The 15,815-nt window shown below is 34.1% G+C and carries 11 protein-coding genes; 5 read left to right on the plus strand and 6 right to left on the minus strand.

The features are described from left to right. The first annotated feature begins 150 nt into the window (after window positions 1-150). The 5 genes from ACNQGO_RS08690 to secDF all read left to right on the plus strand — a co-directional run bounded on the left by ACNQGO_RS08690 (window position 151) and on the right by secDF (window position 9,885). A complete protein-coding gene (locus ACNQGO_RS08690; protein WP_417985016.1) occupies window positions 151-1,776 on the plus strand; it encodes an amidohydrolase in 1,626 nt (541 codons plus the stop codon). Between the two features lie 180 nt (window positions 1,777-1,956). Continuing rightward, entirely contained in the window at window positions 1,957-3,573 is a 1,617-nt protein-coding gene (gene asnB / locus ACNQGO_RS08695; protein ID WP_417985017.1) for an asparagine synthase B, read from the plus strand. Window positions 3,574-3,753: 180 nt separating this feature from the next. After that, window positions 3,754-5,697 carry a DNA topoisomerase (ATP-hydrolyzing) subunit B gene (gene gyrB / locus ACNQGO_RS08700; RefSeq protein ID WP_282743231.1) on the plus strand — a complete coding sequence of 648 codons (1,944 nt, stop codon included), beginning with the start codon at window positions 3,754-3,756 and terminating at the stop codon, window positions 5,695-5,697. Window positions 5,698-5,750: 53 nt separating this feature from the next. Next, complete coding sequence (gene mdh, locus ACNQGO_RS08705) at window positions 5,751-6,686, plus strand: malate dehydrogenase (RefSeq protein ID WP_417969275.1); 936 nt, start codon at window positions 5,751-5,753, stop codon at window positions 6,684-6,686. A gap of 226 nt (window positions 6,687-6,912) precedes the next feature. Beyond that, entirely contained in the window at window positions 6,913-9,885 is a 2,973-nt protein-coding gene (gene secDF / locus ACNQGO_RS08710; protein WP_417985018.1) for a protein translocase subunit SecDF, read from the plus strand. Window positions 9,886-10,364: 479 nt separating this feature from the next. Here secDF and lgt read toward each other — a convergent pair whose 3' ends face one another. The 6 genes from lgt to ACNQGO_RS08740 all read right to left on the minus strand — a co-directional run bounded on the left by lgt (window position 10,365) and on the right by ACNQGO_RS08740 (window position 15,795). After that, window positions 10,365-11,294 carry a prolipoprotein diacylglyceryl transferase gene (gene lgt / locus ACNQGO_RS08715; RefSeq protein ID WP_417985019.1) on the minus strand — a complete coding sequence of 310 codons (930 nt, stop codon included), beginning with the start codon at window positions 11,292-11,294 and terminating at the stop codon, window positions 10,365-10,367. Window positions 11,295-11,362: 68 nt separating this feature from the next. Then, a complete protein-coding gene (yidD, locus tag ACNQGO_RS08720; protein ID WP_417948073.1) occupies window positions 11,363-11,611 on the minus strand; it encodes a membrane protein insertion efficiency factor YidD in 249 nt (82 codons plus the stop codon). Between the two features lie 65 nt (window positions 11,612-11,676). Then, a complete protein-coding gene (cysS, locus tag ACNQGO_RS08725; RefSeq protein WP_417985020.1) occupies window positions 11,677-13,152 on the minus strand; it encodes a cysteine--tRNA ligase in 1,476 nt (491 codons plus the stop codon). Window positions 13,153-13,222: 70 nt separating this feature from the next. After that, window positions 13,223-13,588 (minus strand): four helix bundle protein, encoded by a 366-nt coding sequence (locus tag ACNQGO_RS08730; protein WP_417947992.1) that lies wholly within the window; start codon window positions 13,586-13,588, stop codon window positions 13,223-13,225. Window positions 13,589-13,702: 114 nt separating this feature from the next. Then, window positions 13,703-14,374 (minus strand): GTP cyclohydrolase I FolE, encoded by a 672-nt coding sequence (gene folE / locus ACNQGO_RS08735; protein ID WP_417985021.1) that lies wholly within the window; start codon window positions 14,372-14,374, stop codon window positions 13,703-13,705. Window positions 14,375-14,601: 227 nt separating this feature from the next. After that, a complete protein-coding gene (locus ACNQGO_RS08740) occupies window positions 14,602-15,795 on the minus strand; it encodes a pyridoxal phosphate-dependent aminotransferase (protein WP_417985022.1) in 1,194 nt (397 codons plus the stop codon). Window positions 15,796-15,815 lie beyond the last annotated feature (20 nt).

Genomic DNA, 15,815 nt, shown 5'->3' on the forward strand with positions numbered 1-15,815 from the left:
TAAATAGACGAACGCTCTCTTATTTGAGGGCGTTTTTTTATTGTAGTAATCATAATGGTCAAGTTACAAATTCAAAAATTTCTTTTAATTCCGTTTGTTTTAAATAATTCGGTTCAGTTTTTTTATATTAGCCTAACTAAATTTTTTATTATGAAATCTATTTCACTCTACCTAGCTTTAATTTTGATGATCTCCTGTGATCAAAAAAATAAAATTTCTGTCGATACTATAATTACTGATGCAACAATTTACTCAGTAAACAACTCTTTTCAGGAGTTTTCTGCAATGGCTATTGATAAAGGAAAAATTGTAGCTATTGGTTCAAATAGTGACATATCAAAACAATACGAATCTAAAAATACAATCGATGGGGATGGCAAGTTTATTTATCCAGGATTAATTGATGCGCATTGCCATTTTTACAGCTATGGATTAAGCTTGCAAGAAGCTGATTTGCGCGGTACTAAAAGTATGGCTGAAATCGTTAGCCGTTTGCAAGCATTTCAAAAGGATAAAAAACCAACTTTTATTGTGGGTAACGGCTGGGATCAAAACGATTGGCAAGTAAAAAAGTATCCTACAAAAGCCGATTTAGATGCGGCATTTCCTGATATTCCAGTTGTTTTAAATAGGGTAGATGGTCACGCTATTATTGTAAACAGTAAAGCCTTGCAGATGGCGGGTATTACAAAAAACACGAATGCTGATGGTGGTCAAATAGAAATTGCAAATGGAGAGCCAACAGGAATTTTAGTGGATAATCCGATGGAATTGGTTTTTAAAATAATTCCAAAACCAACACGAAAAATACAAATAGCAGCTTTATTAGATGCTGAAAAAGTAATGTTCGATTATGGATTAACTACTGTAAACGATGCTGGTTTAGATCCAGATATCATCAACCTAATGGATAGTTTGCAAAAAGCAAAATTAATGAAGTTGAACGTATATGCTATGATCACAGCCAACCAAAAGAATATTGATTTGTACCTTAAAAAAGGAATTTACAAAACAGATAATTTGAATGTGCGTTCATTCAAGATGTACGGCGACGGTGCACTGGGTTCGCGTGGCGCTTGTATGCACAAACCATATTCGGATAAACCAGATCAATACGGTGCTTTATTGGCGCCAATTTCAGGATTAAAAGATGTTGCCATGCAAATTGCAGCTTCAAAATTTCAATTGAATACGCACGCTATTGGAGATTCAGCTAACACAGTGATTTTGAAGATTTACAGCAAAGCTTTGGCTGGAACCAAAGACCGAAGATGGAAAATTGAACATGCCCAAGTGTTGCGAGAAGTAGATTTTGATTATTTCAAATTCGGAATTATTCCCTCGGTACAGCCTACTCATGCTACATCAGATATGTATTGGGCTGAAGACAGATTGGGAAAAAAAAGGTTAAAAAATGCCTATGCGTATAAAAAAATGCTACAAAAAGCGGGGACTATTGCATTGGGAACTGATTTCCCGGTTGAGGAAGTGAACCCGATGCTTACTTTTCATGCAGCAGTAGCTAGAAAAGATACAAAAGAATATCCAAAAGGTGGTTTTCAAATGGAAAATGCGCTTTCAAGAGCAGAGACTTTGAGAGGAATGACACTGTGGGCGGCGTATTCTAATTTTGAAGAAAAAGAAAAAGGAAGTCTGGAAGTAGGTAAATGGGCTGATTTTGTGATGTATGACCAAGATTTGATGAAAGTAGAAGAGAATAAATTAGTAAAAATGAAACCTACAGCAACCTATTTAAAAGGTCAGAAAGTGAAATAAGGTGGTAAGAAAGATTTTATCTTCTTATTCATGATCAAAGATAGATTTTGAGTTACATTTTAAATCTAAAAGTTAAGTTTTAGTAACAAATAGTAATTAATAGTTGAAATCATATTTCGTATCGGTAGTAGTTGGCGCATATTTGTCAACTTGCAATTAAAAGAATTAAAATAGGGAACTATGTGCGGAATATTAGCGATCATTGGTAAAGGAAAAGAGGAGCAGCTAGTAAGGGATCTCTCTAAAAGATTGGCTCATAGAGGTCCAGATGAAAACGGTTTGTTTATTACTGAAAAAGGATATTTTTTAAGTCATGAACGGCTTTCTATTGTAGATTTAAGTACTGGAAAGCAACCCATTCAAGGGACTACCACTGCTTATATGGTTCATAATGGAGAAATTTACAACCACAAAGAACTTCGTTCTAGTATTTTGAAAGGACATACTTTTAGAACGCAATCAGACTCAGAAGTAATCGTGCATTTGTACGAAGAATTTGGCTTTGATTTTTGTGATAAACTGGACGGCGATTTTGCTTTTGTCATAGTTGATGGAGATAATTATATGGCCGCTCGCGATCCATTAGGCGTGAAACCCTTATATTATGGTTTAGACGAACGAGGAAGAATTTATTTTGCCTCCGAAATGAAAGCTATTGTTGATCAATGTAAAACGTGTTCTACGTTTCCTCCCGGGCATTATTACACGGCCAATACGGGTTTTGTAAAATATTTTAGACCTGAATTTGAAAATTTTGAGAAAGCAAATCAAGAAACAGATTTTGCACTAATTAGAAATACACTGATAAAAGCTACCCAAAAAAGACTAATAGCAGATGTTCCTATTGGTGTCTTACTGTCAGGAGGTTTAGACTCTTCTTTGATAACGGCTATAGCAGCGAGATTACAAGCAGAAAGCGGAAAAAAATTACAGTCTTTCGCAATTGGTTTAGATGCTAATGCGCCTGACGTTGTAGCAGCTCGTAAAGTAGCGGCTTTTTTGAAAACAGAGCACAACGAAATTTACTTTACTGTCCAAGACGGAATTGAAATTATTCAGGAAGTGATACGGCAAATAGAAACCTATGACGTCATTACCTTACGAGCAAGTGTTCCTATGTATTTTGTTGCAAAAGCTATAAAAAAATCAGGGATTAAAGTGGTTTTGTCTGGTGAAGGTGCGGATGAAATTTTTGGAGGATATTTGTATTTTGCAAATGCCCCTTCGGTTGAAGATTTTCAGAAGGAAACCATCGAAAGAGTCCAAAAATTATTCACAGCTGATTTATTACGAGCAGATAAAGCAATGATGGCTCATGGTGTAGAGACTAGAGTTCCGTTTTTAGATAAAGAATTTTTAGATATTGCCATACGAATTAAAGCAGAAGAAAAAATGCCTAAGACGTATCATGGTAAAGAAAAATACATTTTGCGAAAAGCTTTTGATTTTCAGGACGATTCCTATCTTCCAGACGAAGTTTTATGGAGGCAAAAAGAACAATTTTCGGATGGTGTTGGGTATAATTGGATTGATGAATTGATTGATTATTGTGCAACACAAGTTACAGATGAGCAATTAGCTGGAGCTGCAATAGAGTTTCCGTATAATTCTCCTACAACTAAAGAAGCCTATTTTTACAGGTCTATTTTTAATAAGTACTATCCACAGATAATTGCTGCACAGACTGTTAGGAAATGGATTCCAAAATGGCAAGAAAATTTGGATCCAAGTGGAAGAGCAAATTCGGCACACATGCAAGCAGATACTGAAATTGCAAAAACAAGAGGTACTTTTTAACCCATTATTTTTGTTTTGCTTTAGATATAAAAATGCGCTCTAGTTGAAGCGCATTTTTTTCGTCTTATATGAACAAATGTTAATAACTTAAGTACTTAAAAAGGTATTTTAACGGTTATATAATTTGTGATTTTATATATTTGCCTGTTAGACAAAAATTACGTTTTTAGAATAAAATATATGAGCGAAGAAATCAAGAAGGACAATTATTCAGCGGATAGTATTCAGGCGTTAGAAGGAATGGAGCATGTAAGAATGCGACCATCGATGTATATTGGAGATGTAGGTGTTCGAGGACTACACCATTTAGTTTATGAGGTTGTAGATAACTCTATTGATGAGGCAATGGGTGGCCATTGTGATACCATCAGAGTCGATATTAATGAAGATGGATCTATTTCTGTTGAAGATAATGGACGTGGTATTCCGGTTGGTATTCATAAAAAAGAAGGTGTCTCAGCATTGGAAGTCGTAATGACTAAAATTGGTGCTGGAGGTAAGTTTGATAAAGATTCCTATAAGGTTTCTGGAGGACTTCACGGTGTTGGAGTTTCTGTAGTGAATGCTTTGTCCAATCATTTGAGAGCTACCGTTCACAGTAGTGATGGAAAAGTATACGAGCAAGAATATGAAAAAGGAAAAGCGTTGTATCCTGTTAAACAAATTGGAGAAACAACCAAAAGAGGAACAATCGTTACTTTTTATCCGGATCCAAGTATTTTTACGCAAACAATAGAGTATTCTTATGATACTTTATCCGCTCGTATGCGTGAATTATCTTATTTGAATAAAGGAATCACAATTACTTTTACTGATAAAAGAGAATTAGATAAAGATGGGAATTTTGTTTCTGAAATTTTTCATTCTGATGAAGGTCTAAAAGAATACATCCGTTATTTAGACGGGAACCGTGAGCCAATTATTGCGCACGTGATTTCTATGGACCATGAAAAAGGTGAAATTCCGGTTGAGGTTGCATTAATTTACAATACAAGTTATACAGAGAATATTTTCTCTTACGTAAATAATATCAACACACACGAAGGAGGAACGCACTTGCAAGGTTTCAGGACCGGTCTTACGAGATCGTTAAAGAAATATGCAGATGCATCTGGAATGTTAGATAAACTGAAATTTGATATTTCTGGTGATGACTTCCGTGAAGGTTTAACAGCTATTATTTCTGTAAAAGTTGCTGAACCACAATTTGAAGGACAAACCAAAACGAAATTAGGAAACAGAGAAGTTGTTTCTCCGGTTTCTCAAGCGGTGAGTGAAATGATTGAAAATTATTTGGAAGAAAATCCAAATGATGCACGTATCATTGTTCAAAAAGTAATTCTTGCAGCACAAGCGCGTCACGCAGCTAAAAAGGCACGTGAAATGGTACAACGCAAAACCGTAATGGGTGGCGGTGGATTGCCAGGGAAATTATCAGATTGTTCAGAGCAAGATCCTGCAAAATGCGAAGTATATCTTGTCGAGGGAGATTCGGCAGGAGGAACTGCAAAACAAGGTCGTGATCGTGCGTTTCAAGCTATTTTGCCATTACGTGGTAAGATTTTGAACGTAGAAAAAGCGATGCACCACAAGGTTTTTGAAAACGAAGAGATTCGAAATATATTTACTGCTCTTGGAGTTACAATAGGAACTGCCGAAGATAGTAAAGCCTTAAATATTGAAAAATTACGCTATCATAAAGTAATTATTATGTGTGATGCCGATGTCGATGGTAGTCACATTTCTACTTTAATCTTAACGTTCTTCTTCCGTTTTATGAAAGAATTAATAGAAGAAGGTCACGTATATATTGCCGCACCACCTTTATATTTAGTCAAAAAAGGAAACAAGAAAGAATACGCTTGGAATGACGTACAACGCGATCAGGCGAATGAACGAATGGGCGGAAGCGCAGGAATTCAACGGTATAAAGGTCTTGGAGAGATGAACGCGGAGCAATTATGGGAAACTACAATGGATCCAAGTTTCAGAACCTTGCGTCAGGTAACAATTGACAGTTTGGCGGAAGCCGATAGAGTTTTCTCTATGTTAATGGGAGACGAAGTACCACCAAGAAGAGAGTTTATTGAGAAAAATGCAGTCTATGCAAATATTGATGCGTAATAAATAAACTATTAACCACAGAAATTAACTAATAACCGAATAAACTTTAAAATATGAAAGTTACCATTGTAGGAGCAGGGAATGTAGGTGCAACCTGTGCAGACGTGATTTCTTATAGAGGAATTGCTAGCGAGGTAGTGTTGCTTGATATCAAAGAAGGTTTTGCTGAGGGTAAAGCGCTAGATATTATGCAATGTGCTACCAATACGGGTTTTAATACCAAAGTATCAGGCGTTACTAATGACTATTCTAAAACAGCAGGAAGTGATGTGGTAGTGATTACATCAGGAATTCCAAGAAAACCAGGAATGACTCGTGAAGAATTGATAGGAATCAATGCAGGAATTGTGAAAACAGTTGTTGAAAACGTACTGAAGTTTTCTCCGGATACAATAATAGTTGTGGTTTCTAATCCTATGGATACCATGACTTATTTAGCATTGAAAGCTACTGGATTGCCAAAAAATAGAATTATTGGTATGGGAGGAGCACTAGATAGTTCACGTTTTAGAACGTATTTATCTTTAGCTTTAGACAAACCGGCTAATGATATTTCAGCGATGGTTATCGGCGGGCATGGTGATACTACTATGATTCCCTTGACAAGATTGGCGTCTTATAATGGAATTCCAGTTTCACAATTTCTATCTGAAGAAGAATTGAAAAAAGTAGCTGCAGATACTATGGTTGGTGGAGCAACACTTACAGGTCTTCTTGGGACATCAGCTTGGTATGCTCCTGGAGCTTCAGTGGCTTTCTTGGTAGACAGCATTTTGAATGACCAAAAGAAAATGATCGCTTGTTCTGTTTTTGTTGAAGGAGAATACGGTCAAAATGATATTTGTATCGGTGTTCCTTGTATTATCGGTAAAAATGGTATCGAAGAAATTCTTGATATAGCCCTTAATGATGAAGAAAAAGCCTTGTTTGCAAAAAGTGCAGACGCGGTTAGGCAAATGAATGATGCCTTAAAATCGATTTTAGCGTAAAAAAATATACATATAACGAGGAAGACTGCTACTATGCAGTCTTTTTCTTGAGATTAATTAATAAATAAATTGGTTAATCTTAACGTTAATTATATATTTGCTCGGTTTAAAAAAATAATGTAGAACTGGATTTATCTTTATTTTGGTAAAAAAATGGATGCCAAGTCACATTTTATAAGGTTTAAAGCAAAAATAAATAAATAAAAATAATTAATTTTTAGTAATAATGCAGAATAAAGGACTTATTAAATTTTTCGCAATTCTATTTGCATTGGTAAGTATTTACCAACTTTCGTTCACTTTTGTAGCCAGTAAAGTAAAAAGCGATGCAAAATCTTTTGCAAATGGAAATGCTGACAAAGAAGTAAAATATTTAGATTCTATTGGTAAGGAAAAAGTATTCAATATTGGTTTTACTGATTTTACTTTTAATGAGGTAAGTGACAAACAAATCAATAAAGGTCTTGACTTAGAAGGAGGTATTAATGTGATACTTCAAATATCAGTTAAAGATATTTTAAAAGGATTATCCAATAATTCTAAAAATCCAATTTTCAATAAATCTTTGGCTGACGCAACTGCGGACATGCAAGGTAATAAATCATACCTGGATAAGTTTTTTGATGCTTTTGAAGCAAATTCAAAAGGAACGGTAAAATTAGCTTCTCCAGATATTTTTGCAAATAGAAGTTTGCAAGGTGAAGGTGGTGTTGATTTTCAAATGACAGATTCTGAAGTTCAAAAAGTAATCAAAAGAAAAGTTGAAGAATCTGTTGAGAGTGCTTTTGGTGTATTAAGAAAACGTATCGATCAATTTGGTGTAACACAACCTAATATTCAAAAATTAGGTAACTCAGGTCAGATTCTTGTAGAACTTCCGGGTGCTAAAGATGTAGATCGTGCAAAAAAATTATTATCAAGTACGGCTCAATTACAATTTTGGGAAACGTATAAAATTGAGGAAATTGGTAATTTCTTAATGGCTGCTAATGAGTCATTGAAAAAAACAGAAGTAATAACTACTGAAGTTAAACCGGTAGTAAAAGATTCATTAAGTGCTTTGCTTGCAGATACTAAAGATTCTACGGTAGCAAAAAAAGGTCAAAATCCTATATTTGATAAAATTGTTGGTCAAGGTGGAGGTCCAGTTTTGGGACTTTTCTCTCCAAAAGATACGGCAACAATTAACGGATATTTGAAAAGAGCAGATATCAGAATTTTATTAGCAGGTGATCAGCGTTACGCTAAATTTGTTTGGGGTATTCCAACAACAATAAAAGATGCTAAGGCAAAAGATATTGAAGTTTTAGAATTATATGCTTTAAAAGGAAACAGAGATAATGTTCCTGCTATGGCTGGTGGTGTTATTACTGATGCAAAAGATACTTTTGATCAATTGGGTAAACCAGCAGTTTCTATGCAAATGAATGGTCAAGGCGCAAAAGCTTGGGAAGAATTAACTGGTAGAGCATATACTCAAAAAAGTAATATTGCGATCGTTCTGGATGATGTGGTTTATTCTGCTCCTGGTGTTTCTACAGGTCCTATTTCAGGTGGTAGATCCGAGATTTCTGGTGCTTTTGATGTAACTCAAACTAAAGATTTAGCAAATGTTTTAAGGGCAGGTAAATTACCGGCTACTGCTGATATTGTGCAGTCAGAAGTTGTTGGGCCATCCTTAGGGCAAGAAGCTATTGATAATGGAACAAATTCAGCAATTATAGGTTTACTATTAGTATCGTTGTGGATGATGATTTATTATGGTAAAGCAGGTTGGTATGCTAATATTGCATTGGCGATTAACTTACTTTTCTTGTTCGGAATTTTAGCTAGTTTAGGTGCGGTACTTACTTTGCCTGGTATTGCCGGTATCGTTTTAACAATGGGAACAGCTGTTGATGCGAATATCATTATATATGAAAGAGCAAAAGAAGAATTAAGAGCGGGTAAAACTCTGGAGGAAGCAGTTAAAACTTCGTATAGCTGGAGAGGTGCAATGTCATCAATTACAGATGCGAATGTTACGCACATTTTAACAGGTGCAGTATTATTTATTTTTGGTTCAGGACCAATTAAGGGTTTTGCAACTACATTATTAATAGGTATTATTACTTCATTATTTACTTCTATTTTTATTGCAAGAATTTTTATTGATTGGAATATAAGCAAAAAGAACAACTTGACTTTTGTTACTAATTTCTCTAAGAACATGTTCAACAACTTTCATTTTGATTTCTTAGGAGTTAAAAAATGGACGTATTTGTTTTCAAGTATTGTAGTTGTAATCAGTGTAATCTCGTTAGCAACGAATGGTTTAGATGAAGGAGTTGATTTTGTGGGAGGAAGAACGTTTCAAGTGCGTTTTGAAAAACCAATTGAAACTGAAACAGTAAAAGTTGAATTAGCTAAAGTTTTAGATGGTAGTGCTGAAGTTAAAATTTTTGGTAATAGCAACCAATTAAAAATAACAACGAAGTATAAAGTTGAAGAGCCAGGAATTAAAGCTGATGAAGAAGTGAACAAATTGTTGTTTGGGACTTTAAAAAAGCATTATTCAGCAGATATGACTTATGAAAAATTTGTAAATGCTTACGAAGGTAAAACATTAGGTATTGTACAAGCATCAAAAGTAGGACCAACAGTTGCTGAGGACATTAAGACAAACGCTTACTGGGCAGTTCTAGGAGCAATGGCAATTGTGTTTTTATACTTAATGATTAGTTATAGAAAATGGCAATATAGTTTAGGTGCAATTGCTGCTGTAGCGCACGATGTTATTTTTGTATTAGGTATTTATTCTTTATGTTACAAATTTATGCCTTTCGGAATGGAGATTGATCAGCACTTTATTGCTGCGATTCTTACTGTAATTGGATATTCAATGAATGATACTGTAATCGTATTTGATAGAGTTCGTGAATTTTTAGCTGGAAAGACTAAAGGTACTTTCTCTGATATTGTAAATCAGTCTATCAATACAACTATGTCAAGAACTATTAATACGTCCTTAACGATGATTGTGGTTTTATTAATCATGTTTATTTTTGGTGGAGAATCTATTAGAGGATTTATCTTCGCGATGTTAGTAGGTATCATTGTAGGAACATACTCTTCATTGTTTATTGCTACGCCAGTTTTGGTTGATACCATCTCTAAAGAAGATAAAAATAAAGTTGAAAAAGCACATCAAGAAGTTTAACATAGTTTTTATACAAGGTTAAAAAAAGAGATTCAACGAAAGTTGAATCTCTTTTTTTTGATTAAGAGTAGCCTATAGATTAGTGGTTTTTGTGGTGCTACTACTTAACGAAAGCCTTTAAATTGTGTTCACCAGTCTACAATATTGTGGTTTTTATAATGTAATTAGCAAGCGAATAATATTGTTATTAATGTCCAATTAGATGATTTTAGAATTAATGTGCAATGCACTTTGATTCTTTTGAAACTTTAGCAATACGATCCTAAAATATGTACGGTTTTCTCGTACATTAAAATTGTTACATATCAAGTTTAATTGCTAAGTTGCTGTAGCATTTTGACTCGCTTTTAGCATATAAACAGTACTAAATATATTATTTCATTTGACTTCTCTGTGTTACTGCAAAAAGTAGTATCAAAATAAAAGCGTTATCTACTCAGTTGCAGATAACGCTTTGTTATTTTATAATAATATAGTTTTTATAGACTACTCAGTTCTTTTTTTGCAGTAAATACAAAATAAAGTCCAATGAGTATAAAAGGAATACTCAACCACTGACCTGTAGAAAGTAATCCTAAGGCACTTTCGAATCCTCCTTGACTTTCCTTAACAGATTCTACTACAATACGTACAGAGAATAATAGTACCAGAAACATACCAAAAATATAGCCAGTATAGTTTCTTTTTTCAGTTTTCCAATACAAGAAAAATAAGATGGCAAAAACAAAAATGTAGCAAAACGCTTCATATAACTGGGTGGGATGTTTAGCTGGAACTTGCTCCAATAATGATGCAAATTTTGGATCAGTCGCTATTGCAGTGTATGCGTCTTTCGGATTCGCTATTTGTGTGGCATTAACTGCATCCTTTGCACTAAAGTAATCTTTGATGAATTTTATTCCAAAAGTAGATTGTGTTTCATATCCAATAATTTCTGAATTGAAAAAATTTCCCAATCGTACAAAAATGGCTCCACTGGCTACCGGAATTACTACTCGATCTAAAATCCATAACTGAGGTCGTCTAATAACGTTTTTGCTGTAAAAATACATGGCAACAATAATAGAAATAGCAGCACCATGGCTTGCCAATCCTTGATAGCCAGTGAATTCAAAACTGGGTGAGAAACGAAACGGTAAAATTATTTCAGATAAATGATTGCGATAATATTCCCAATCATAAAAGAAAACGTGACCTAATCGTGCTCCAATTAAAGTGGCAAGAACAGTCCAAATAAACAAAGAATCAAGTTTTTCTAAAGATTCTCCTTCACGTTCAAAAATGTGTTTCATGATGTACCAGCCTAATCCAAAAGCAATTACAAACATTAAGCTATAATATCGAATAATAAAAAAGCCTAAATCGATTCCTTCTGATGGATTCCAAACAATGTTTAAAGCGTGTGTCATTTAGTGTTAAATTTGTTTATTGATCGTAAAAATAGAGATTTAAAGTTCAATTTCTAAATTATAAAAAGTTAATGTTTGTGATTGTAACCTTTTTTAGGAACGGGATCGTAGCCTGTTTTTCCCCAAGGATGACAACTCAAGATGCGCTTTATTCCAAGAAAACCTCCATAAAATAGACCATGAATTTGTAACGCTTCGATCATATAAGAAGAGCAAGTTGGTTGAAATCTACAGGCTGATGGAGTAAAAGGGGAAATAGCAACTTGATAAAACCGAACCAATAGCAAAAATGGGTAAACAATTATTTTTGATAACATATTTTGAATTGTTATGTAAAACGTCACTTTTATTTTTCACAATTGGTTCGTTTAGCAATTGGAACTTAAATACTAAAAGTAGTTCCTTCTTTACCGTCTTTGAGCTGAATTCCTAATGCTATTAGTTGATCACGAATTTGATCTGATAATGCGAAATTCTTATCGTCTCGAGCTTGTTTACGCATATCTATGAGCATATTAACTACACCTTCTAACTTATCTGTATTACCATTGGTTTTTTCTTCTTGTAATCCCAAAACATCATAAACAAAATCGTTCATTCCTTTTTCAAAAGATCGCAAGTCCTCGTTGTTTATTATTTCTTTGCCATCTTTCAATACATTTATAAAACGAACGCCTTCAAATAACTGCGCAATTAAAATCGGAGTATTAAAATCGTCATTCATTGCATCATAACACTGTTGTTTCCATGCAGGAATATCAATAGTGCTTTTTGCGTCTGCAACGATATCCTTGATTGAATCCATTGCTTCCATTAATCTTTTATATCCTTTTTCTGCAGCAACAATAGCATCATCAGAAAAATCAAGAATACTTCTGTAGTGTGCTTGTAGCATAAAGAATCGAGCTACCGATGCAGAGAAAGCTTTACTTAAGACAGTATTTTCACCAGTTAATATTTCTCTTGGCAAAATATTATTACCGGTAGATTTAGCCATCTTTTTTCCGTTCAAAGTCAGCATATTGGCATGCATCCAGTAATTAACAGGAGTCTGACCGGTACAGGCTTCATTTTGAGCAATTTCACATTCATGATGTGGGAATTTTAAATCCATTCCACCTCCGTGAATATCAAAATGATTGCCTAAATATTTTGTACTCATAGCAGTACACTCCAGATGCCAACCAGGAAATCCATCGCTCCATGGTGAAGGCCAACGCATAATATGTTGCGGTTCAGCTTTTTTCCAAAGTGCAAAATCTTGTGAATTTCTCTTATCACTTTGTCCGTCTAGATCACGAGTGTTAGCCAGCATGTCTTCAATATTCCGACCGCTTAATCTTCCGTAATGATTAGTTTCATTGAACTTTACTACATCAAAATAAACAGATCCATTGGCTTCATACCCAATTCCTTTATCGATTATAGTTTTAATAATTTCAATTTGTTCGATAATATGACCCGTAGCTGTTGGTTCAATGCTTGGTGGTAAAAAATTAAACTCGTTCAAGATATCATGAAAATCTACCGTATAGCGTTGTACAACTTCCATAGGTTCCAGCTGCTCTAAACGTGCTTTTTTTGCAATTTTATCTTCGCCTTCATCAACATCATCTACTATATGGCCAACATCAGTAATGTTTCGAACATAACGAACTTTGTAATCCAAATGCAAAAAATACCTAAAAATTATGTCAAATGACATGAATGTTCGCACATTCCCAAGATGCACATTACTATAAACCGTAGGCCCACAAACGTACATTCCTACATTTCCTTCGTGAATGGGTACAAATGTTTCTTTTTCTCCCGAAAGAGAATTGTATATTTTTAGAGTTTGGCTACTATATAATGGCATAAGAGGTTAATCGTTTAATCGGTTATTTGTTTTTTTGGCGAACTGTTTATTGGTTGAACAGTTATCCGATTCAATCATTAGATAAATAATATTTTTTTAAGCTATTAATTTGATTGCAAATTTTTTCTAACTTTTCCCTGGTCAATAAATATTCTTCATTTGAAATGAAATTCAAATCATAAGATATCATTAAATGACTCAATGTTTCCATTGCAGATGAATAAGAGATTGTTAAAAAATGAGCTTTGTCTTTATTGGTGTTTCTGGAAGTTCCTTCAGCGATGTTGGTCGCTATAGAGGAAGCACTTCTCTTTAATTGAGATGTTATTCCGTATATTTCGTTCGTAGGATATTTATTTGTTAATTTATAAATATCCAAAATGAAAAGCCTCGAATTTTGCCAAACTTCCAGTTTCTCAAATGAAAAAATATACATAGTAAATAAGTTTATTTAATAATTTATTGTTGTTTGAATGGTTTACATACTTACGAATCAAATATTTATCGAATAAACGATTAACCAAATCAACAAATTAACGATTTACCAAATTTAGAATTTTGTTTCTAATTTGATGTAATCCAAAAATTCTCTGCGAGTAACATTATCTTTAAATTTTCCACCAAATTCGGATGTCACCGTACTACTTTCAATATCGCTAATTCCTCTCGAATTTACACATAAGTGTTTGGCGTCAATAACGCAAGCTACATCCTCAGTTCCTAGTGCTTGCTGTAATTCCTGGACAATTTGCATTGTCAATCGCTCTTGTACCTGAGGTCTTTTAGCGTAATATTCAACGATACGGTTCATTTTAGATAGACCTATTACCCTACCATTTGAAATATAAGCAACATGCGCTCTTCCAATAATAGGTAATAAATGATGCTCGCAAGTAGAATAAACAATTATGTTTTTTTCTACTAACATTTCGCCGTATTTGTAATTATTATCAAAAGTAGATGCTTTTGGTTTTTTTGAAGGATTTAAACCTCCAAAAATTTCTTTTACAAACATTTTTGCTACACGATTGGGCGTACCTTTTAAACTATCATCTGTCAAGTCCATTCCAAGGGTACTTAAAATACTCTCAACGTCTATTTTTATTTTTTCAATTTTTTCATCATCAGAAAGGTCAAATGCATCATCTCTTACCGGATTTTTTGCGGACAAACTAACATGATTATCTCCTATTTCGTCTTGAAATTCTTCGTTTTTTATCATTAAAAGCAACTATTATAGTGGGTATATTTATTTGAACGGTAAAGATAAATAATAAAAAGTAAAGTATTTCTATAGCCTAAGTATTTAAGAGTACTTTATTGTTTAAGGTTGTTATTCTATTTTTTTTTAAAATAAAAGAAAGGCAACAACGTATTCGCTATTGCCTTTCTTTTAAAATTCAAGATGCTAAGTTTTGAAACTAATCTTTAGCCCTTTTACTAACAAGGTTATCTTGCGTTGTAGATTGGTATCGCAGTTTTTATAATTTGTACAGCACGAATTAAATCTTCTTTCTTTAGCACGTAAGCAATTCGAACTTGATTCAAACCCATTCCAGGAGTAGAGTAAAAGCCTGCTGCTGGAGCTACCATTACGGTTTCTCCGTTTAAATCATAGGTTTCCAATAGCCACTGTGCAAAATCATCAGCATTTTCAATTGGAAGTTGTGCAATACAATAAAATGCACCTTTAGGTTTGGATACTACAACACCTTCAATTTTATTCAACTCAGTTACTAAAGTATCTCTTCGTTCTCTATATTCTGAAATCACTTCGTCAAAATAACTCTGCGGAGTGTCTAATGCCGCTTCACTTGCAATTTGTTCAATGGTGGGTGGGCTAAGTCTTGCTTGCGCAAATTTCATTGCTGCTCCCATTACTGCTTTATTTTTGGAGACAATACATCCAATTCTTGCACCGCACATGCTGTATCTTTTTGAAACCGAATCAATCATAATAGCGTGCTCTTCCAGTCCAGGAACATTCATAACTGAATAATGAATGTCGCCATCATAGGTGAATTCACGATATACTTCATCAGAAATTAAGAACAAATCATGTTTTTTAACTAAAGCGGCCAATTGCATAATTTCCTCTTTTGAATATAAATACCCAGTTGGATTTCCTGGATTACAAATCAAGATTGCCTTTGTTTTTGGAGTAATTAGTTTTTCAAAATCAGCTACTGCTGGCAAAGCAAATCCAGTTTCAATCGTTGAGATTACAGGAACTACAATAACTCCTGAGGCAGTTGAAAATCCATTGTAATTTGCATAAAAAGGTTCCGGTATGATGATTTCATCGCCTTGATCCATAGTGCTTCCCATCGCAAACATTAACGCTTCAGATCCACCTGTAGTGATGATTATATCTTCCTTGTTTACCGAAACACCTTGCTTAATGTAGGAAGCCGATAATTTTGTTCTATAGCTTTCGTTTCCAGCTGAGTGGCTGTATTCTAAAATAGTTAAATCAATATTTTTAACAGCTTTCATTGCAACCTCGGGTGTTTTGATGTCCGGTTGGCCAATGTTCAAATGATATACTTTATTTCCTTTTTTCTTTGCGATTTCTGAGTAAGGAACCAATTTGCGGATTGGTGATTCTGGCATTTGTTTGCCTTTGATAGATATTTTTGGCATAGTACTATAATTATTGAATT

The sequence above is a fragment of the Flavobacterium frigidum genome, assembly GCF_048286735.1.
GTDB lineage: Bacteria > Bacteroidota > Bacteroidia > Flavobacteriales > Flavobacteriaceae > Flavobacterium.